The 20,809-nt window shown below is 64.2% G+C and carries 17 protein-coding genes; 11 read left to right on the top strand and 6 right to left on the bottom strand.

All coding sequences use genetic code 11. From position 1 onward, the window contains the following. Positions 1-8 precede the first annotated feature (8 nt). From LB552_RS10925 to LB552_RS10910, 4 genes are all read right to left on the bottom strand, one after another. Entirely contained in the window at positions 9-1,163 is a 1,155-nt protein-coding gene (locus LB552_RS10925; RefSeq protein WP_224605192.1) for an ABC transporter permease, read from the bottom strand. Beyond that, complete coding sequence (locus tag LB552_RS10920; RefSeq protein WP_224605189.1) at positions 1,164-2,171, bottom strand: ABC transporter permease; 1,008 nt, start codon at positions 2,169-2,171, stop codon at positions 1,164-1,166. It abuts the gene before it with no gap. 111 nt (positions 2,172-2,282) lie between these two features. After that, positions 2,283-4,364, bottom strand: coding sequence for an ABC transporter substrate-binding protein (locus LB552_RS10915; protein WP_224605186.1), 2,082 nt, complete (start codon positions 4,362-4,364; stop codon positions 2,283-2,285). 105 nt (positions 4,365-4,469) lie between these two features. Beyond that, the gene (locus LB552_RS10910) at positions 4,470-5,936 is read right to left on the bottom strand and encodes an alpha-glucosidase/alpha-galactosidase (protein WP_224605183.1); all 1,467 of its coding nucleotides are present in this window, start codon (positions 5,934-5,936) and stop codon (positions 4,470-4,472) included. A 246-nt stretch (positions 5,937-6,182) separates the two neighbouring features. Here LB552_RS10910 and LB552_RS10905 point away from each other — a divergent pair, with 246 nt between their 5' ends. Further along, the gene (locus LB552_RS10905; RefSeq protein ID WP_263481586.1) at positions 6,183-7,025 is read left to right on the top strand and encodes an AraC family transcriptional regulator; all 843 of its coding nucleotides are present in this window, start codon (positions 6,183-6,185) and stop codon (positions 7,023-7,025) included. Positions 7,026-7,065: 40 nt separating this feature from the next. Here LB552_RS10905 and LB552_RS10900 read toward each other — a convergent pair whose 3' ends face one another. Next, a complete protein-coding gene (locus LB552_RS10900; RefSeq protein WP_224605178.1) occupies positions 7,066-8,229 on the bottom strand; it encodes a glycoside hydrolase family 25 protein in 1,164 nt (387 codons plus the stop codon). Positions 8,230-8,478: 249 nt separating this feature from the next. Here LB552_RS10900 and LB552_RS10895 point away from each other — a divergent pair, with 249 nt between their 5' ends. From LB552_RS10895 to LB552_RS10860, 8 genes are all read left to right on the top strand, one after another. Continuing rightward, a complete protein-coding gene (locus LB552_RS10895) occupies positions 8,479-9,363 on the top strand; it encodes an AraC family transcriptional regulator (protein WP_095770174.1) in 885 nt (294 codons plus the stop codon). A gap of 318 nt (positions 9,364-9,681) precedes the next feature. Then, entirely contained in the window at positions 9,682-10,764 is a 1,083-nt protein-coding gene (locus tag LB552_RS10890) for a sugar ABC transporter substrate-binding protein (RefSeq protein WP_140845838.1), read from the top strand. Positions 10,765-10,832: 68 nt separating this feature from the next. Beyond that, positions 10,833-11,669 (top strand): ATP-binding cassette domain-containing protein, encoded by an 837-nt coding sequence (locus LB552_RS10885; protein ID WP_140845839.1) that lies wholly within the window; start codon positions 10,833-10,835, stop codon positions 11,667-11,669. Then, positions 11,666-12,919 carry a sugar ABC transporter permease gene (locus tag LB552_RS10880; protein WP_224605175.1) on the top strand — a complete coding sequence of 418 codons (1,254 nt, stop codon included), beginning with the start codon at positions 11,666-11,668 and terminating at the stop codon, positions 12,917-12,919. Before LB552_RS10885 ends, LB552_RS10880 begins: the two co-directional genes overlap by 4 nt. Before the next feature lie 24 nt (positions 12,920-12,943). Next, positions 12,944-13,672 carry an SDR family oxidoreductase gene (locus tag LB552_RS10875; protein WP_224605173.1) on the top strand — a complete coding sequence of 243 codons (729 nt, stop codon included), beginning with the start codon at positions 12,944-12,946 and terminating at the stop codon, positions 13,670-13,672. 192 nt (positions 13,673-13,864) lie between these two features. After that, a complete protein-coding gene (locus LB552_RS10870) occupies positions 13,865-15,472 on the top strand; it encodes an FGGY-family carbohydrate kinase (protein WP_224605171.1) in 1,608 nt (535 codons plus the stop codon). 580 nt (positions 15,473-16,052) lie between these two features. Beyond that, entirely contained in the window at positions 16,053-17,822 is a 1,770-nt protein-coding gene (locus LB552_RS10865; protein ID WP_224605160.1) for an acyl-CoA dehydrogenase family protein, read from the top strand. 20 nt (positions 17,823-17,842) lie between these two features. Beyond that, a complete protein-coding gene (locus LB552_RS10860; RefSeq protein ID WP_224605158.1) occupies positions 17,843-18,595 on the top strand; it encodes a crotonase/enoyl-CoA hydratase family protein in 753 nt (250 codons plus the stop codon). Between the two features lie 21 nt (positions 18,596-18,616). Here the strand turns inward: LB552_RS10860 and pdxH are convergent, their stop codons facing one another. Continuing rightward, entirely contained in the window at positions 18,617-19,336 is a 720-nt protein-coding gene (gene pdxH / locus LB552_RS10855; protein ID WP_411962463.1) for a pyridoxamine 5'-phosphate oxidase, read from the bottom strand. On the opposite strand from pdxH, the gene LB552_RS10850 reads away from it, so the two are divergent. Both LB552_RS10850 and LB552_RS10845 read left to right on the top strand, forming a co-directional pair. Next, positions 19,272-19,733: an RT0821/Lpp0805 family surface protein gene (locus tag LB552_RS10850; RefSeq protein ID WP_224605157.1), complete on the top strand. Its 462-nt coding sequence runs from the start codon at positions 19,272-19,274 to the stop codon at positions 19,731-19,733. The two genes, pdxH and LB552_RS10850, sit on opposite strands and share 65 nt — an antisense overlap. Before the next feature lie 116 nt (positions 19,734-19,849). Continuing rightward, complete coding sequence (locus tag LB552_RS10845; RefSeq protein WP_224605155.1) at positions 19,850-20,776, top strand: DnaJ C-terminal domain-containing protein; 927 nt, start codon at positions 19,850-19,852, stop codon at positions 20,774-20,776. Positions 20,777-20,809: the final 33 nt, after the last annotated feature.

The following is a 20,809-nucleotide window of genomic DNA, read 5'->3' as shown; positions in this document are numbered from 1 at the left end:
CGGCCACCTCAATAAGGATCGACGGCATCGCGCAGGCCGTCGCCCAGCGCGTTGAAGGCAAAGACGGTGATCAGCACGAAGCCGACCGGCGACAGGATCCACGGATAGGTGCCGATGACCGAATAGGTCGCGGTGTCCTGCAGCATCAGGCCCCAGGAGATCAGCGGCGGCTTCACCGCGAAGCCGAGGAAACCGAGGAAGGATTCGAGCAGCACCACAGTCGGGATCGCCAGGGTCACGGCGACGATCACATGGCTCATCACATTGGGGAAGATGTGCTGCATGATGATGCGCCGATCGGTGGCCCCGACCGCCATGGCGGCGCGCACATAGTCGATCCGCGCCAGCGCCAGCGTCTTGCCGCGCACCTCGCGCGACATCTGCGCCCAGCCCAGCGCCGACATGACGATGATGACGAAGGCGAGGAAGACATTGGTCGGCGCGGTGACCGGGATCAGCGTCGTCAGCGCCAGATATAGCGGCAATTGCGGGAAGGCGAGGACAAGCTCGACGAAGCGCTGCATCCAGACGTCGAACTTGCCGCCGAAATAGCCGGAGATCATGCCGACGCTTGTGCCGATGACCGTGATGATGAAGACCACCGTCAGCGCGATCATCAGCGACACGCGCGAGCCGTGGATGGCGCGCGACAGCACATCGCGGCCGAACTTGTCGGTGCCGAGGAAATGCACCGGCTGGCCGTCCATCGAGGCGAAGAAATGCCGGTTCATCGGGACGAGACCGAGAAGCTTGTAGGGCGCGCCTTCGACGAAGAAGCCGAGCAGCCTTGGATGGTCGTAGTCGGGGCCGACGATCGGCTGGAAGGTGACCGGATCGAGATCGGCTGAATCGGCCAGCGCATAGACCCGCGGCCGCGCGACGAAATTGCCGTCCTTGTCGTGGAAGGCGGGCAGTTGCGGCGGCGCGAAGGCGACATCGGTCGCCTTGGGGTCCATCGGCGCCAGGAATTCGGCGAACACCGCCATGACAAGCAAGAGCGCGACCAGGCAAAGCCCGGCCATGCCGGTCCACGAACGCTTCAGCCGGCGCCAGACAAGCGCGATGTAGCTCTCATTGCCATGCGCGGCTTCGGCCACCGGGACGCTTTCGGCCGGCAAGGGCGTAAGAGATGGGGGCAGGGGTGAGGGATCGCGGGCCAGCATCTAGCGCTCCCCGAACTGGCGGATGCGCGGGTCGAGCAGGACCAGCAGCATGTCGGCGATGATGTTGCCGACGATCAGCGTCGCCGACAGCACCATCATGAAGGTCGCCGTGACATAGACGTCGCCAACCGCCATCGAGCCGACGATCGCCGGGCCGACAGTGGGCAGTGCGAAGATGATTGCCGTCTCGATCTCGCCGGTGAGCATATAGGGCAGCACCACGCCCTGATACATCACCAGCGGATGCAGCGCATTGGGCACGGCGTGCCGCATGACGACGGCGGCGCCGGTCAGGCCTTTGGCCTTGGCCGTCTCGACATATTGCGCGTTGAGCGTGTCGAGCAGATTGCCGCGCATGACGCGCATATTGTAGGCGAGGCCGCCGAAGGTCGCGATCGCCACAACCGGCCAGACGTGTTTGACCAGGTCGACGAACTTCGCCCACGACCAGGGCGCGCCGCCATATTGCGGCGAGAAGAACGAGCCGATCTCGGAGACGTTGAACTGGAAGACCAAGAGGTAGACGATGATCAGCGCCATCAGGAAGCGCGGCACCGTCATGCCGAGGAACGAGATCGCCGAAAGTGTCGAATCGATCCAGCTGTACTGACGCGTTGCCGCCCATATGCCGAAGGTGATGCCGAGCACCGAGGCGAGCAGATGGCAGACCAGCGCCAGAAGCAAGGTGCGCGGCAGGCGCTCGCCCACCACATCGGCCACGGGCTTGTTGTAGTAGAGGCTGTAGCCGAAATCGCCGCGGGTGACGATGCCGCCGATCCAGTTGAGATACTGGATGGGCAGCGGCTTATCGAGGCCATGCTCGACGCGGTAGGCCTGGGCTTGCGCTTCAGCCTCGGCGTAGGAAGCGCCACCCTGGTTGATCAGCTGCGAGCGGATGTAATCCGCATAGTCGCCGGGCGGCGCCTGGATGATGGCGAAGGTGACGAGGCTCAAGATGGCGAGGACGGGAAGCGCCGACGCTATGCGCATAAGCAGGAATCGCAACATGGGCGGTCAGCTTCCTTTCTGGCCGGTCGCTCCCTGAGGTGCGTTCGGAGGTTTCGTTGTCCGGCCGCGCCGCGGCGCGGCCGGACGTCTTTTCGTCAGGGGAGGTAAACCTTACATCGGACCCTTGTCACCCGGTTTGCCGGGAAGCTCCTCCGGATACAATTCGTGCTTCGCCTGCTTGTCGGCGGCGACGAAGACACGTTCGCGGATGATCGAATCCTCGGCCCAGTTGAACATGTAGATCGGCGTGCCTTGCGGGATGTTGGAGAAGCGCTTGTTGATGATGAGCGCGCCCGGATACTCGGTCAGCCCGACATTGTAGACATGCTCGGTCGATATCTTCTGGAACTTTCGCATCAGGTCGGCACGCTGGTCGTTGTCCTGCGTCGTCACGAACTTGTTGACGATGTCCACGAGGTCCTTCTCGAAGGGCATCAGGTCGACTTCGCCGCTTTCCGGCGCGCGGTGATTCCAGCTGGTCTTCGGGCCGACGGGAGCAAGTTGCTCGGTGTTTTGCACCACCGAGGTGAGCTCGGTCTCGTTGCGCCGGATCAGCCAATCGAAACGGCCGGAATATTGGATGGCGTCGCGCTGCGTTCCGTTGACCCCGTTGAGGACGACCCTCAGTCCGAGCTTTTCCATCTGCGCGACGACGCCTTCGGCGAGGCTCTTGTCGGTGGTGTAGTCGTTGTTGACCAGCATCACGATCTCGACATTCTTGCCGCCGGCGGTGCCGGCCGGGAAGTTCACGATGCCGTCGCCATCAGTGTCCTTCAGCCCGGCCTTGGCAAGCTCGGCCTTGGCGCCTTTGAGATCGAACGGATAGTAGACGGTCGACTTGCGGTCATAGAAGCTGGTGCCCGACGAGAAGCCGCCCGGATAGATGGCGGTAAACGGACCCTTGACCAGCGAGTCGCCCAGCGCCTTGCGGTCGAGCGCCATGGTCACCGCCTTGCGGAAGTCCTCGTTGCGGTTCAATTCGCGCAGCGCCTGGCCGCGTTCGTCCGGGTTGCCCCAGCCATTGGCGGAGAAATTCATGCGCAGATTGTAGCCGATGAGGCGCGGGCCGAAGGCAAGCCGGGCCGGCGCGTTCGGGTCGGCCGCGCGCTTCAGCGAGGCGACGAAATTCTCGGGCTGCTCAAGGTTCGAGAAGTCGCCGGAGCCCGCCACCGCCTGGACGTCGCGGTCGGCCCAGGTCGACAGCTTGTATTGCAGCTCGTTGAGATAGGGCAGCTGGTTGCCCTTTTCGTCGACCTTCCAATAGTAGGGGTTGCGCCGTAAGACGATGATATCGTCCGGCCGGTATTCGACCGGCACCCAGGCGCCCATCACCGGCATGTTCATATAATCCGGCGGGAAGGCGTTCTTGAACTGGTCGTAGGTATTCTTCGAATATTTCGGATGCTGCGGCTTCAGGATATGCGAAGGGCCGGGACAGAAGGTGCCGTAGGCCATCGCATAGAGATATTGCCGCGGGAACGCCTCCTTGAAGGTCCACTCGACGGTGTAGTCGTCGACCTTCTTCAGCGTCGTGCCGACGCCGAAAGTTTCGGGCGTGGCGCCGTTCAGCGGCGAGACGTTGGGATCGACGACCTCGTCATCCCAGTAGAACATGACGTCGTCGGCGTTGAAGGGCGCGCCGTCCGACCATTTGGCGCCTTCGATCAGATGCATGGTGAGCTTGTGGCCGTCACTCGACCAGTCCCAGCTCTTGGCGAGGTTCGGAAGCGGCTCGGTGTCCTTGGCCTCGACCTGGAACAGCGGCGCCGTGCGCGTCAGGCATTCGGACAAGCCGATATCGATGCCGCCCCAGCCTTGCGTCTGGCCGGCGCCGTAGTTCCAGCCTTCCGGCCTGCCGCCGATGACGTGGCGCATCGTGTCGCCATAGACGCCGATGCCGTCGGGCATGTTGCCGGTCTTGAAGACCAGCGGCTCCTTGGGCAGTCTGTCCTTGACCGGCGGCAACTTGCCGGTCTTGACGTATTTCTCCGTTACCCAGTCCGGCTCGTGATATTCGGGCAGCGCCTTGAACTCCAGGATGGAGTCGCGCGCCACATAGTGGATCTTGCCTTCGGCCGGGAATGTCGCCGGCTGCGGCGGCACGGTCGGTTCGGACGCGAAAGCGTTGAGTGCATGGACTGAAACGCTCAGCATCAGCCCGGCGGCGATACCAATTCTATGCAGGTTCCTCATAGTCTCCTCCCAGATGTTTGGATGTCTGCTGTTGCCCGCCTCTTGTTCGGGACGGCTCATTCCGACGGGACCTGCCTCCAGCAGGTCCGGCTGCTTGTCCCAGTCTCAGCCGGCCTGTTTCAGCGCCGCCTTCTCGGCGCGCAATTCCTCGATCGAGCGCACGCTGCGCCGCGCCGCGCCTGCCCATTCACGCGTCTTGACCTTGGATTTCGAAAGCCGCTCCTTTGCCGCCGGAACGGCATGCGCATATTGCGGCAGCCATTGAGCCTGCGCGACGACCATCTCGTCCACCATCTGCCAGACCTCTTCCGGCGTCGACACGGCTCCGACCAGCGGATCGTGCAGCACGGCGAGCTTCAACAGGTCGATGTCGCCGGCGATGGCGGCATGCACCGACATGCGCTGGACGTTGATCGAAGCCATGCAGGTGGCCGCGCAGGCTTCCGGCAAGGTGATGCCGGCTGCCATGTTGATGCCGAACCGGTCGACGAAGCCGGGCGATTCGATGATGGCATCCTGCGGCAGGTTGGTGATCACGCCGTTGTTCTTGACGTTGAAATGGCCGCGATAGACGCGATTGGTCTCAAGCGCCTCGAGGATGTGGCTGGCGTGTTCGTTCGAGCGTTTTGCCGAGTCGATCGGTTTCGAGGCCGCTTCGAGAAATTGCGGATATTCCGTCTCGAACCAGTTGCGGGTTTCGGTCGAGTAGCGCAGGTAGCCGCCCGTCTCGCCATGGATCCAGTCCGACATGTCGATCCAGCGCGCGATCTCGTCGGGACGCTTGCGATACCAGGGCAGATATTCCGACAGGTGGCCGTTGCTTTCGGTCGAATAGACCCCAAAACGCTTCAGCACGTCGATGCGCAGCTTTTCCTGCTTCGAATAGACCGGATGCGCCTCGAAGGCGGAGATCAATTCGTCCTTGCCGATCGGCCGGCCGTTCAGCTTGAGCTCGATGAACCAGGTCTGGTGGTTGATGCCGGAGCAGACATAGTCGAGCTCCTTGGGCGACTTTGCGCCTAGCACCTGGGCAATCTGCTCGGCGCCATGCTGAACGCCGTGGCAGAGGCCGACCGTGTCGACCTTGCCGTATTCGATCGCTGCCCAGGTGTTCATCGCCATCGGGTTGGCGTAGTTGAGGAACTTGGCGCCGGTGGCGGCGACCTCCCTTATATCCTTGCAGAAGTCGAGGATCACCGGAATGTTGCGCTGGCCGTAGAGAATGCCGCCGGCGCAGATCGTGTCGCCGACGCATTGGTCGATGCCGTATTTCAGCGGGATGCGGATGTCGTCGGCATAGGCTTCGAGCCCGCCGACGCGCACGCAGCTGATGATATAGCGCGCGCCCTCCAGCGCCTCGCGGCGGTTGGTGGTCGCCGTCACCTTGGTCGGCAACTTGTTAGCCTCGATGATCCTGTCGAGGATCGCCTTGATCATCGCCAGATTGTGCTCGCTGACATCCGTCAGCGCGAATTCGATACCCTTGAACTCCGGCACGCATAAAATGTCGGTGAACAGCTTCTTGGTGAAGCCGACGCTGCCGGCGCCGATAATAGCGATTTTGAAACTCATCACCTTCACCTCGATCCAATCGAATGCTAGGCAAGGAGCAAAGGAGAGAACATGGCCGCGCGCAACAGCGCGCATGCCATTCAAAGCCGGAAATCCGGCTCTTTCTCCTCCCGCCCGCTCCTCGACCGCGGGTCTTTCGCGTTCTTGAGGGCCGGATTATGCGCTTATTCGCCGAGGGGGCCAGAGAAGGATTATGCTTTCGAGGGTAATTTTGTGCTGCGGGACCTGATCGCCAACGGAAAGCTGATGCGGACGATCTCGCTGCCGCGCGGCCGCCAGCGCCTGCATGCCATGCCGACCAGCACGGGCTATGAACTGCGCGAGGACGAGGCATATGACTGGGACGGCAGGAAGCGCGGCCAGACCCCGTTCACGGTTCTCCAGCATACGATCGGCGGCACCGGCCAATTGCGCTACGAGAGCCGCAATTACCGCCTGCAGGCGAACGACACGCTGCTGGTTCTGGTGCCGCACAATCATCGCTACTGGTTGGCCAAGGGCGACCGCTGGGAATATTTCTGGATCTCGATGAACGGCGAGGAGGCGCTACGCATCCACAAGTCCATCCTCAGCGTCTCGGGCCCGGTGCTGCGGCTGCAGCCGGCCACCATCGATCACCTTGCCGATTGCAGCCTGCGGCTGATCAAGGGCGCCGCTTCGCCAGGCGCGGCCTCGGCGATCGCCTACGAGGCGGCAATGGCGCTTTATGACGACGTCTTCGGCTCGCACGCCTTCGCCGAGAAGCAAAGCGCCATGCAACCGGTCATCGACCACATCAACGCCAATCTCGACAAGCCGCTGCCGGTGGCGGAGCTGGTTCAGATCAGTGGCTTGAGCCGTGCCCATTTCTCGCGCTGCTTCGCCGAGAGCGAAGGATTGCCGCCGGCCGAATTCGTGCTGCAGCAGCGCCTGCAACGCGCGGCGAAACTCCTGACCAAGGCCGATTTCCTGCCGGTCAAGGAAGTCGCGGTGCTGTGCGGCTTCGAGGACGCGAACTACTTCTCCAAGGTCTTTCGCCGCTGTTACGGCATCAATCCGACGCAGTTTCGCACCACCGGCATGTATGCCAGCCTGGGCAGCCATCGCTGATGTCGCTCGGCTCCGGGAACAAGTCGGCTCTTGGAAGAAGTCAGCGCTTGGCGCTGTCGAGCGCGGTTGAGGCGGTGCTGACCGGATCGGCGGCAGCGGCGAAGGCCGCGTCGATCTGCTCGGGCGTGCGCTGTCCGGAGCGTTTCCAGGCGACATATTGCGCGATGCCGAAGCCGGCGCGCCGAGGCACCGTCTTCACCACCGGCATGCGGAATCCGTCGCGGAATGTCTCCCAGCGCGCGCCGAGCACCGCCACCATCTCCTCGAAGGTCGGCGGCGCCGCCACGTCGGCATAGGTGATGGTCACCTTGCCGGCGAGCGCCATCTCACGCGAAACCGGCACCGGGATCGAGGCGAGGTAGTCGGCCGGCACGTCGAGCAGGCCGCCAAAGGCCCATTGCCGGCGCAGCTCGTCAGCGCTCATCGGCGCGACGCTGACGTCGATGTCGTTGGGCGTGCCGGGCACGCGGTAGGGGCAACGGAAGCGGCCGCAATTGGTGTGCGCCGAGAATTGCCAGAGCGCATAGCCCTGCCAGTTGCCCATCGGGAAATGCACGTCGATATCCGGCTTGTAGCGCGCATACCAGAGCGGCAGCCGCGACAGGAGCCGATACTGGTAGCGGTTATCGGCGATATACTGGGCGGTCTTGCCGTTGACATAGAGCACCGGGAAGCGGCCGAGGCGGCGATGCACCTGGCGCACGAATTCTTCAGCGTCCTCCAGCGACATCCATTGCGTTGCATCGATGCCTTCGATGTCGAGGGCCATCAGCTCGTCGGGCGCCGGCTCGGCGAAATCGATGAAATTATTGGCCTGCTCGACCGGGTTGCCGGGCCGCGCCAGGTGATAGGCGCCCCATTTCAGGCCGAGCGCCTTGGCCACCACCTTGCGCGTCTGGAACAATTCGCGCGTCACCGCATAGCGCTTCCACTGCGCCTTGCAGAGTTTGATGTCGGCTTCGGCGCCGAAGCAGAAATAGGGCGGCGGCAGCCCGTCGGACGCCTTGTTGATGAAGCCGGCGACACGCTTGTCGGTGACGAGCTGCTGCCAGTCGATCGAATTGTATTCGTAGGCGTCGATGACCAGCGGGCGGTCGACATTCTTCCACGGCTCGGAGAAATCCGAGGCCTTTGCCGCCGTGCCCAGCGCAATCGCCGCCGCGAGAAGCGCCAGGCGGCGAAGAGGGCGCGCCGGCTTTTTCAATCAGGGTGTCCCCACTGACCAGAGAACGATCCTGAACCGCTATGGTTAAGGAAGTGCTTTCAAAACATCGGCTGCTTCGACCTGCTCCGAAACGTCAAAAAAGTATCGGTCGGGTGGACAAGCCGTGGTGGCAGGCGTTTCAATTGCCGCCTAAGCTTCAATCACGGCGGCCAGTGGGAATACACAGGCCTGCCTGACGAAGCGCAGCAACCGGTCCCAAGACCGGACCCGCGCGGGGAGGAAATGAAGATGAATCCGGACCTGGAAGTCGTCCAGATCAGACAGGGAGAGTCGTTCAAGGCCTGGGCCCACGGCTATCCTTTCCGCACCGTGCGCTGGCACTTCCATCCCGAATACGAGCTGCATCTGGTCGTCGCCACCACCGGCCGCTATTTCGTCGGCGACTTCATCGGCGAGTTCGAGCCGGGCAATCTGGTGCTTACCGGGCCCAATTTGCCGCACAACTGGGTCAGCGACGTGCCGCCGGGCGAGACCGTGCCGCTGCGTGGCCGCGTCGTTCAATTCTCGGAAGAATTCATCGCTGGTGCCTCCGCCGCGCTGCCCGAACTTGCCGCCTGCGCCGGCATTCTCGAAACCAGCCGCCGCGGCGCGCTGTTCTCGGCGGCGACAGCCGAGCTCTGCGCGCCCTTGCTGGCCGAACTGGTCGAGGCGCAGGGCGTGCGCCGCCTGTCGCTGTTCATGGCCGTGCTCGATATATTGAACCGCGCCGGCGACGTCCGCACGCTGGCCAGCGCGGGCTATCTGCCCGACCCCTCGGGCTTCATGTCGGCCGGCATCAACCAGGCGCTCGCTTACATCAATTGCCACCTGACCGAGCCTTTCAGCGAAGGGACGCTCGCCGAGATCGCCGGGCGCAGCCCGAGCGCCTTCTCGCGCAGCTTCCGCCGGCACACCGGAATGGCACTTGTGCAGTATGTCAACCGCCTGCGCATCAACCTTGCCTGTCAGCTGCTGATGAGCGAGGACCAGATGTCGATCACCGAAATCTGCTACGCCGCCGGCTACAACAACATCTCGAATTTCAACCGTCAGTTCCTGGCGCAGAAAGGCATGTCGCCTTCGCGCTTCAGGGCCTTGTTGGCTGAGAATATCAACGCGGAGATAGCCGCCTAACAGGGAGGAAGCGGGAGGAGCCTAGAGCAATTGCGAAGCGGTTGAACGCGGCGAGCTTGCCGTAGCCTCCGTCCGCAATTGGTCAAACAACAAAAGATTCAGGGAAGGAAGGACGCGGGGTGCGGAGCACCCTGTGCTGGAGATCGTTTGTTTCGAATCCAGCACGTTCAGGAGGATGCTTGTAGAGTTTACCGGGATCGGATCGATCCTCGGCCACTGACAATACTCCTCCCAACAGTTCGACATGCAGTCAAGGCCTGGCGCGTGGTCCACCGCGCAGGTCCTCGTGAAACCATTTCTCGAAACGGAGACATTCGAATGACCAGACATGCTTGGAAATCGCCGTTTGCCTTTAAATCGACGATCGCGGCCGTTTTCGCGGTCTCGCTGCTCGGCAGCACCGCGGCCTTCGCCGACACGGTAACCGATGCTACGGTTGCCTTCCTGATGCCCGACCAGGCGTCGACCCGCTACGAGCAGCACGACTATCCCGGCTTCGTCGCCGAGATGAAGAAGCTCTGCCCTGGCTGCAAGGTGATTTATCAAAACGCCGACGCCGATGCGGCGCGCCAGCAGCAGCAGTTCAATTCGGTGATCTCGCAGGGCGCCAAGGCGATCGTGCTCGACCCGGTCGATTCGACCGCCGCCGCCTCGCTGGTCAAGCTCGCCCAGAGCCAGGGCGTCAAGGTGATCGCCTATGACCGGCCCATCCCGACGGCGCCCGCCGATTTCTACGTCTCCTTCAACAATGAAGGCATCGGCAAGGCCATCGCCGACTCGCTGATCGAGCACCTCAAGGCTCTGAAGGTCGACCCGGCCGGCGGCGGCCTGCTGCAGATCAACGGCTCGCCGACCGACGCTGCCGCCGGCCTGATCAAGAAGGGCATCCACGAAGGCCTCGACAACAGCGGCTATCCGATCCTGGCCGAGTTCGACACGCCGGAATGGGCGCCGCCGAAGGCACAGCAATGGGCGAGCGGCCAGATCACCCGCTTCGGCACCAAGATCCTCGGCGTCGTCGCGGCCAATGACGGCACCGGCGGCGGCGCGATCGCCGCTTTCAAGGCAGCAGGCGTCGATCCGGTTCCGCCGGTGACCGGCAACGACGCGACCATCGCGGCGCTGCAGCTGATCATCGCCGGCGACCAGTACAACACCATCTCCAAGCCGAGCGAGATCGTTGCGGCGGCCGCGGCCAACGTGGCCGTCAAGCTGTTGTCGGGCGAAAAGCCGAAGGCAGAGATGACGCTCTACGACACGCCCTCGCAGCTGTTCACGCCGGCGGTGGTGACGCAGGAGAACCTCAAGGCCGAGATCATCGACAAGAAGATCAACACGGCGGCCGAACTCTGCGTCGATCGCTATGCCGAGGGCTGCAAGAAGCTCGGCATCACGAAGTGATCCATATGGCATCCGGCCGCTCCTTGGCGGCCGGATGTCCAGCGAACGACAGTCAAGAAAGGCGGCGCATGAGTGAAAGTCCCGAAAGGTCGGCTTCCGCCGGCGAGCTGGTGCTCAGCCTGCGCGGCATATCGAAGAATTTCGGCGCCGTTTCGGCGCTGACCGATATCGATTTCGATGTCCATGCCGGCGAGGTCGTCGCGCTGGTCGGCGACAACGGCGCCGGCAAGTCGACGCTGGTCAAGATCCTCGCAGGCGTGCATCAGCCGAGCGCGGGAACGATCAATTTCCGCGGCAAGCCGGTCACGCTGCCCGATCCGCGCGCGGCGCTGACGCTTGGCATCGCAACCGTGTTCCAGGATCTGGCGCTCTGCGAAAACCTCGATGTGGTCGCCAATATTTTCCTGGGCAACGAGCTCAGCCCGCTGCGGCTGGACGAGGTGGCGATGGAGATGCGCGCCTGGACGCTGCTCAACGAATTGTCGGCGCGCATCCCGAGCGTGCGCGAGGCGGTCGCCTCGCTGTCCGGCGGCCAGCGCCAGACGGTCGCCATCGCGCGCTCGCTGCTGCTCGAGCCGAAACTCATCCTGCTCGACGAGCCGACCGCGGCGCTTGGCGTCGCCCAGACGGCGGAGGTGCTCAACCTTATCGACCGCGTCCGCGCGCGCGGCCTCGGCGTCGTGATGATCAGCCACAACATGGAAGATGTCCGCGCCGTCGCCGACCGCATCGTGGTGCTGCGGCTGGGGCGCAACAACGGCGTCTTCGAGCCCGACGCCTCGAACCAGGATCTGGTGAGCGCCATCACGGGCGCGTCCAACAACGCGGTGTCGCGCCGCGTCGAGCGCCTGCGCATGGAGCGCGATCACAGCGGCAGCGCACAGGCGGGGGAGCAACGCCCATGACGGCAGAGAAAAGCACCTCCGCCCCGATGGCCCTCGACCGCGCCGATGCGCGAGTGAAGCATGAAGCCGGCTTCGGCGGCGCGCTCCGCGCCTTCCTCGACCGCGTGCGTAGCGGCGATCTCGGCTCTCTGCCGGTCATCGTCGGCCTGGTGGTCATCTGGACCGTATTCACCAGCCTCAATCCCGTGTTCGTTTCCAGCAGCAATCTGGTCAATCTTCTCTTCGACTGCTCGACGGTCGGCGTCATCGCGCTCGGCATCGTCTGCGTGCTGATGGTCGGCGAGATCGACCTTTCCGTCGGCTCGATCAGCGGCTTCGCCTCCGCGATAGTCGGCACGCTCTGGGTCAACCAGGGATGGCCGGTCGCGCTCGCCATCCTGGCGGCGTTGGCCTTCGGCGCCCTGATCGGCTCGCTCTATGCCATTTTGTTCAACCGTCTGGGCATGCCGAGCTTCGTTTCGACGCTGGCCGGCTTGCTCGCGGTGCTGGGCATGCAGCTCTACATTCTCGGCTCCACCGGCTCGATCAACCTGCCATACGGCTCCGCTTTGGTGGATTTCGGCCAGCTGATGGTGATGCCGAAATGGGTATCGTACACGCTGGCAGCGATCCCGGGCCTGGCGCTGCTGATCTCCGGGCTTCGCACCTTCGCGCGCCGCCGGGCGGCCAACCTGTCGGCACCGTCCGTGACCGGGCTCATCGTGCGCGTCGCCGTCATTACCGTCGGCCTCGAGCTGATCGTCGCCTATCTCAACCAGTCGCGCGGCATCCCGTGGATGTTCGGCCTCTTCGTCGGCCTCGTCGTGGCGATGAACTATGCGCTGACCCGGACCAAATGGGGGCGCTCGATGACCGCCGTCGGCGGCAACCGCGAGGCAGCACGGCGCGCCGGCATCAAGGTCCGCGCCATCTATCTCAGCGCTTTCGCGCTCTGCTCGCTCTTTGCCGCGCTCGGCGGTGTGCTTGCGGCCGCCAGGCTTGCTTCCGCCAGCCAGCAGGCCGGCACCGGCGACGTCAACCTGAACGCGATCGCGGCCGCGGTCATCGGTGGCACCAGCCTGTTCGGCGGCCGCGGCAGCGCCTATTCCGCGCTGCTCGGCATCATCGTCATCCAGTCGATCGCCAGCGGCCTGACGCTGCTCGATCTGTCCTCGTCGCTTCGTTACATGATCACCGGTGCCGTTCTGGCCATCGCCGTGATCGTCGATTCCCTCGCGCGCCGTTCCCGTGCTTCGCACGGCCGCGCCTGAACAGTTCAAACGAGAAGGGTACACATGGCTCACGATCTTTCGGGAAAAGTCGCCGCGGTCACCGGCGCGGCATCGGGCATCGGCCTCGAATGCGCCAGGGCGATGCTTGCCGCCGGCGCCCGCGTCGTTCTGGTCGACCGCGCGCAGGACAGGCTGAAGGAGGTGGTCGTCGAGCTCGGCGATGGCGCGATCCCGCTGGTGGTCGACCTCACCAGCCCGGCTAGCGTGGCGACCATGATGCCCGGCATCCTCGACAAGGCCGGCCAGCTCGACATCTTCCACGCCAATGCCGGCTCCTATGTGGGCGGCGAGATCCTCAACGGCGATCCGGATGCCTGGGACCGCATGCTGAACCTCAACATCAACTCGGTGTTCCGCTCGGTGCACGCGGTGCTGCCGCATATGGTCGAACGCAAGACCGGCGACATCATCGTCACAAGTTCGATTGCGGGCCTCGTCCCTGTCGTCTGGGAACCGGTCTACACGGCCTCCAAGCACGCCATCCAGGCCTTCGTCCATACGCTGCGCCGGCAGGTCGCCAAGCATGGCCTGCGCGTCGGCGCGGTGGCGCCCGGACCGGTGGTGACGGCGCTGATCAGCGATTGGCCGAAGCAGAAGCTCGAGGACGAGCTGGCGGCCGGCGGACTGATGCAGCCCACGGAGGTCGCGGACGCCGTCCTGTTCATGCTGACGCGGCCGAGAAACGTCACCATTCGGGATCTGGTGATCCTGCCGCAGAGCAATGATTTGTGAAGGGAGTAGGGGAGTAGGGGAGTAGGGGAGTAGGGGAAGAGATCTCTGCTCTTGCGACCGACCGCTCACGACTAAACAATCGTTCTACTGCCTACTGCCTACTGCCTACTGCCTACTGCCTACTGCCTACTGCCTACTGCCTACTGCCTTCCTACTTCCTACTCCCCTACTGCCTAACCTCCTGAGGTCCCCATGCCTTCCCACTTCCTCGGCATTGATGTCGGCACCGGCAGCGCACGCGCCGGCGTCTTTGACGAGCGCGGCGAGCTGCTCGCTTCCGCCAAGCGCGACATCGCGCTCTTCGTCGAGCCCGGTGAGATCGCCGAGCAGTCGAGCCGGGACATCTGGGAGGCCGTGTGCGCCAGCGTGCGCGAGGCGGTCGGGAAGGCGGGCGTCGATCCCCGGGAAATCGGTGGCATCGGCTTCGACGCGACCTGTTCGCTGGTGGTGGTCGGCGACGAGGGCGAGGCTTTGCCGGTCGGCCGCTCGGGAGATAGCGACAGGAACATCATCGTCTGGATGGACCACCGAGCCCTCGACCAGACCAGGCGCATCAACGCCCTGCGGCATCCGGTCCTCGACTATGTTGGCGGCGTCATATCGCCGGAAATGGAGACGCCGAAGCTTTTGTGGCTCAAGGAGAACCTGCCGGGGACCTTTGCCCAAGCGCGGCATTTCTTCGACCTGGCCGACTATTTGACCTGGCGCGCCACGGGCAGCCTTGCCCGCTCGGTCTGCACGCTCGCCTGCAAATGGACCTATCTCGGCCACGAGCGGCGCTGGGACGAAAGCTATTTCCATGCCGTGGGGCTCGGCGAGCTTGCCGACGAGGGTTTTATCCGCATCGGCACCGACGTGGTCGATCCCGGCACGGCGCTGGGCGCCGGCCTGACGGAAGCGGCCGCCGGTGAATTGGGACTGGTTCCAGGCACCGTCGTCGCTGCCGGGCTGATCGACGCCCATGCCGGCGGCGTCGGCACCGTGGGGGCCGCGGGCGAAGCCGGCACCATCGCCTCGCGCATGGCCTATGTGCTCGGCACCTCTGCCTGCACCATGGCAAGCAGCGAAGGCCCGGCCTTCGTTCCGGGAGTCTGGGGGCCGTATTATTCAGCTATGGTGCCAGGGCTTTGGCTGAGCGAAGGCGGCCAGTCGGCGGCCGGCGCGGCCATCGATCTGCTGGTGCATTTCCACCCGGCCGAAACCGAGGCTTCTGCGCGCGCCGCTACGGAAGGCAAATCGCTGGTCGATTGGCTCGCCGCGGCCGCCACGGCGGGTTCGCCCGACTTATCGGCCGCGGCCACGCTCGCGGGAAGCATCCATGTCGTTCCCGAATTCCTCGGCAATCGCTCGCCCTTGGCCGATCCGGACGCGCGCGGCCTGATTGCCGGGCTTGGCACGGACCGTTCCGTCGAAAATCTCGTCGGCCTTTACGTGGCCGGGCTTTGCGGCCTCGGCTACGGCGTGCGCCAGATCGTGGCGGCGATGGCGTCATCCGGTCTTGCCGTCGACACCATCGTCATCAGCGGCGGCGCCGGGCAGTCGCCGCTGGTGCGCCAGCTGCTTGCCGACGCCGCCGGCTTGGCGGTCGCCGCGTCGCAATCGCCCGAACCGGTGCTGCTGGGCGCTGCGATGCTCGGAGCTGTCGCGGCCGGCCGGTATGCGGACCTTTCAAGCGCCATGCCTGCCATGTCCCGGCTTGGCGATGTTTTCACCCCGGCGACCGGTGAAATGCGGGCTTGGCATGACAGGCGCTACGAAGCCTTCCTGGCGCTGCAGGCGGTGGGACGCAGCATACGTTGAGAGACCGTTTTGTTTCTGCGCGATTTCGGACGCTTGGACCAGCGCGAAGGTTCGCTTGCCCCAACGAAGCAATCGCAGACTCCGGAGATCAGCGCAGCGTCCGAGCTTCGTCATCCACGGGCGGAGCGGGAGCGCAGCGGACGCGTAGACCCGAGGATCCATTCCGTGACCTTGGCCGTGGGATGCAGCGGAGTAGAATTCTGCACCGTAGAAGCGCCTCAAAGTAACGGAATGGATCTATGGTCTGCGCGCGTCGCTTCGCTCCTTGCTCCGCCATAGAATGACGAAATCGCGAAGGCCACGGCCAATCTCAATGTTGCAATTACCATTCAAAATTCTACGCCGAATTACATCCGGCTGGTAATCCAGGAAAAGCGGACGCGGTTTTCCGGTTGTCAGGCCCATCCTCGGCTCTACGCGTTCGCGGTGCTCCCGCTCCGCCCGTGGATGACGAAGTTCAAGCAAAATCCGCGTGACAAAAGTTGACGTTTACGTAAAAAGAAGGCGTGAGGCCGGCCCAAAGGTGGATGGCTTCGCTTCGGCCATGCGCCTACGCTCGGCCGGAATGGGAGGAGCAGACATGTATCGCGCGCCGGTCGAGGACATCGCCTTCACGCTGAAGCAGGTGGCGGGACTGAAGCCGGCGCTTGACGCCGGCATTTTTGGCGATCTCGGCGAGGACCTTGTCGACGCGATCCTGGCCGAGGCCGGCCGTTTCGCCAGCGAGGAGGTTGCTCCGCTCTACAAGATCGGCGACGAGCAAGGCGCTGTGCTGAAGGACGCCGCCGTCACCACGCCGCCCGGCTGGAAGGAGCTCTACCGGCGCTGGATCGAGGGTGGCTGGAACGCGCTGTCCGGTCCTGAGGAATTCGGCGGTCAGGGCCTGCCGACCATGCTCGGCGTCGCCGCGCTCGAAATGTGGAACTCCGCCGCCATGGCCTTCGGTATTGGTCCGACGCTAACCATGGGCGCGGTCGAGGCGCTCGACAAACACGCCTCGGAGGAACTCAAGGCCAAATACCTGGCAAAACTCGTCTCCGGCGCGTGGATGGGGACGATGAACCTGACCGAGCCGCAGGCGGGCTCGGACCTCGCGGCCTTGCGTACGCGCGCCGAGCCGATCGGCGACGGCACCTACCGCATCTTCGGGCAGAAGATATTCATCACCTATGGCGAGCACGATTTCACCGACAACATCGTGCATCTGGTGCTGGCCAGATTGCCCGACGCGCCGGCCGGCACGCGCGGCATCTCGCTGTTTTTGGTGCCGAAGTTTTTCGTCAACGACGACGGTTCGCTCGGCGCTCGCAACGACGTCTTCTGTTCCGGCCTCGAGCACAAGCTCGGCATCCATGCCTCGCCGACCTGCACCATGATCTACGGCGACGGTTTTCAAGGCTCCACACCCGGCGCCATCGGCTGGCTGATCGGCGAGGAGAACAAGGGGCTCGCCTGCATGTTCACCATGATGAACAACGCCCGCCTTGCCGTCGGCATGCAGGGCGTGGGGGTGGCCGAGACCGCCACGCAGAAGGCGATCGCCTATGCCAACGAGCGCCGCCAGGGCAAGGCTTCCGCTTATACGGGCGCTGGCATGGCGCCGATCGTCCATCACCCCGATGTACAGCGCAACCTGCTCACCATGAAGGCGCTGACCCAGATCGCCCGCTCGATCAGCTATTCCTGCGCCCACGCCATCGACCGCGCGCGCGTCGGCCAGGGCGAGGCCGCCGCCAATTGGCGCGACCGCGCCAACCTGCTGACGCCGCTCGCTAAAGCCTTCTCGACCGATGTCGGCGTCGAGGTCGCCTCGATCGGCGTCCAGGTGCATGGCGGCATGGGCTTCATTGAGGAGACAGGTGCCGCAGCGCTCTATCGCGACGCGCGCATCGCGCCGATCTATGAAGGCACCAACGGCATCCAGGCGATCGATCTTGTGGCGCGAAAGCTGCCGCTCGGCGGTGGCGAGCATGTGCATTCCTATATCGGCGAATTGAAAGCTGTGGCCGATGCGGTGCGCACCTCCAACATTGACGGTTTCGGCCGCACCGCCGACAAACTCGACCATGCGCTGGCCGATCTCGAAGAGGCGACGCGGTTCCTGCAGAAGCTCATGGCCGACGGCAAGACCGACGCCGCGATGGCCGGCGCCACGCCCTATCTGCGCCTGATCTCGCTCGCTGCCGGCGGCGCCTATCTGGCGCAAGGCGGGCTGGCCGACCGCAGCCGCGTCGCGCTTTGCCGCTTCTTTGCAGAAAACCTGCTCGGTGAGACGCGCGCGCTCAAGGAGCGTGTCGTCGACGGCGCCGAGAGCCTCGCCGCCGCCGGCAAGCAACTGATTTCCGCTTGACGTTCACAAGGAAAAAGATCGTGACAGACCACATCGTCGTCGAGCGCCAGGGCGCCGTGCAGATCATCCGCGTCAACCGCCCGGACAAGAAGAACGCGCTGACGCGCGCCATGTATGCGAAAATGTCGGCGGCGCTCGCCGAAGGCGATGCCGATCCGGCGGTCCGCGTCCATGTCTTCCTCGGCGTTCCGGGCGCGTTTTCCGCCGGCAACGACCTAGCCGATTTCCTGGTCATCGCCACCGGCGGCGAGGGTGGCAACGAGGTCTGGGATTTCCTGATGGCGCTGGCCAAGGCCGAAAAGCCGATGGTGTCGGGCGTCGACGGCATCGCCGTCGGCATCGGCACCACGCTCAACCTGCATTGCGACCTGACCTTCGCCACGCCGCGCACGCTGTTCCGCACGCCCTTTGTCGATCTCGGCCTGGTGCCTGAAGCCGGCTCCAGTCTGATCGCGCCGCGGCTGCTTGGCCGGCAGGGCGCCTTCGCGCTGCTCGGCCTCGGCGAAGGCTTTTCGGCCGAGCGCGCCAAGGCCGCCGGTATGATCTACGATGTCGTCGCGGAAGAGGCCCTCGAAAGCGCCGTGTTGGCGGCCGCCGCCGACATCGCGGCCAAGCCGCCTGAGGCGCTGAAGATCGCGCGCGACCTGATGCGCGCGCCGCGCGAGGAATTGATCGCCCGCATCGAGGTCGAAAGCGAGCATTTCCGCGAGCGGCTCAAGTCGGACGAGGCGCGCGCTGCGCTCACCGCCTTCATGACGCGCAAGAAGGGCTGAGACCTTCGCCTGCGGTACCGTTCAAGGATAAAGCCGCGTCTTGTCCCAGCCGGCGGCGTTGCGCGAAAAAAGAATGCGGTCGTGCAGGCGAAACGGCCTGTCCTGCCAGAACTCGATTGTCTGCGGCAGGATGCGGAAACCCGACCAATGTTTCGGCCGCGGAATCTCGCCGATGGCGTAGCGCGCCGTGTATTCGGCCACCGCCTTTTCCAGCGCGAACCGGCTTTCCAGCGGCCGCGACTGTTTCGAGGCCCAGGCGCCGATGCGGCTGCCGCGCGGGCGTGTCGCGTAATAGGCGTCGGCCTCGGCGTCGCTGACGATCTCCACCGGCCCGCGTATACGCACCTGGCGGCGCAGCGATTTCCAGTGGAAGCACATCGCCGCCTTCATGCTGCCAAGAATCTCGCGGCCCTTGGCGCTCTCGAAATTCGTGTAGAAGACAAATCCCTTTTCGTCGAACCCCTTGAGCAGCACCATTCTCACATCCGGCATGCCGTCGGCGTCGACGGTTGCCAGCGCTACGCCGTTGGGATCGTTGGGCTCGCTTTTGGTGGCGTCCTCCAGCCATGCGGCAAAGAGCCTGAACGGCTCCGCGGCCTCGGTGAAGTCACTGCTTGTTAACTCAGTTTCGTTCATAGTTTTCCGAATTTTTACCGTTGCGGGAGGAGTTGGCCGATTGTCGCGTATCGCGCAAGCTTTTGACAGCAGGCAATGGGGCGTTATCGCTTCTGCCAGCGTCAAGGCTGTGGTCGTGACGTTGGCGTTACCGCTTGCCGGCTGCGGTGCCGGCGGCTTCAGTCTCGAAAAGGCCGACGTCGACCGCTCGATCATCACCTCCAGCGCGCCGTCGTCGCCGGCTGCCCCGGCGGCTGATAAGGACTCCGACCAGACCACCATCGGCAACGCCGTTTCCTCCGCCGACTTGAAGGAGCTTGCCGGCCAAGCGGTGCCATGGGCCAATGCCGGGACCGGGTCCCGCGGCGCGATCACCGAACTGGTGGAACTGAAGGATGGCGGCCTGACCTGCCGCCGCTTCAGCGCCACGCGCGAGAGCTTCGACGGCGTCGCCCTCTACAAGGGCGAGCTGTGCCTAGCCGAGGCCGGCGGCTGGCGCATGCAGGAATTCAAGGCGCTCTGATTGTCCGGCACTCTGATTTTCGGGCGCCAATTGCCCTTGCGCCACTGGAATTTCTTCCTATGCGAGCGCATATAGGAGGCGACTCATAAATCCATTCTCTCATGCAGGCAGGAAGCATGCGCGACCCCTATGAGGTGCTGGGCGTTGCCAAGAACGCATCGGCCAAGGACATAAAATCGGCTTACCGCAAGCTCGCCAAGAAGTATCATCCGGACCAGAATCCGAATGATCCGAAGGCGAAGGACCGTTTTGCCGCGGCCAACCAGGCTTACGAGATCGTCGGCGATGAGAAGACGCGCGCCGCCTACGATCGCGGCGAGATCGACGCCGACGGCAAGCCTAAATTCCAGGGCTTTGAAGGCGCAGCCGGCGGCGATCCGTTTGCCGGATTCCGCCGTCAGCAAGGCCCCGGCGGCGCGCATTTCGAATTTCGCAGCGGGCGCCCGGGCGGCGATCCGTTCGACGGCAACAGCGACATCTTCAGCCAGATTTTTGGCGATGCCTTCTCCGGTGCCCGCGGCGCCGGCCGGGCCGACCGGCGTCAGCCGGTCCAGGCCGCGGACCTCAACGTCACCATGGATATCAGTGTCGAGGAGGCAGCCACCGCCGATAAGGTGACGGCGATGTTCCCCGACGGCCGCAAGGTGGCGGTCAAGCTGCCGGCCTATGTCGAGGATGGCCAGACGATCCGCTTGAAGGGCCAGGGCGAGCAGGGTCCGGGCCAGCCTGGCGACGCGCTGGTCAAGATCCACATCCGCCGCCATTCGCGCTATCGCATCGAAGGCCGCGACCTGCATGTCGATCTTCCCGTCGATCTGGCCGATGCGGTGCTTGGCGCCAAAGTGGCGGTCGAGACGCCGACCGGCAAGCTCGCGGTCAACGTGCCCGCATGGTCGAGCTCGGACAAGGTGCTGCGCCTCAAGGGCAGGGGCCTGCCGGAAAAGGCAGGCGGCCATGGCGATCTCTATGCCCATGTGCGGCTGATGCTGCCGGGAGGCGGCGATGCCGAACTCGAGGCCCTGATGCGCCGCAGAAAAGGCTGATTGAGGGAATTTTGTTCCTGTTGCAGTGTCTTT

It is taken from the genome of Mesorhizobium sp. CA7 (assembly GCF_020165015.1).
Classification (GTDB): Bacteria; Pseudomonadota; Alphaproteobacteria; order Rhizobiales; family Rhizobiaceae; genus Mesorhizobium.
The sequence above is the reverse complement of the archived record's forward strand: the minus strand, read 5'-3'. Positions and strand labels throughout refer to the sequence as shown.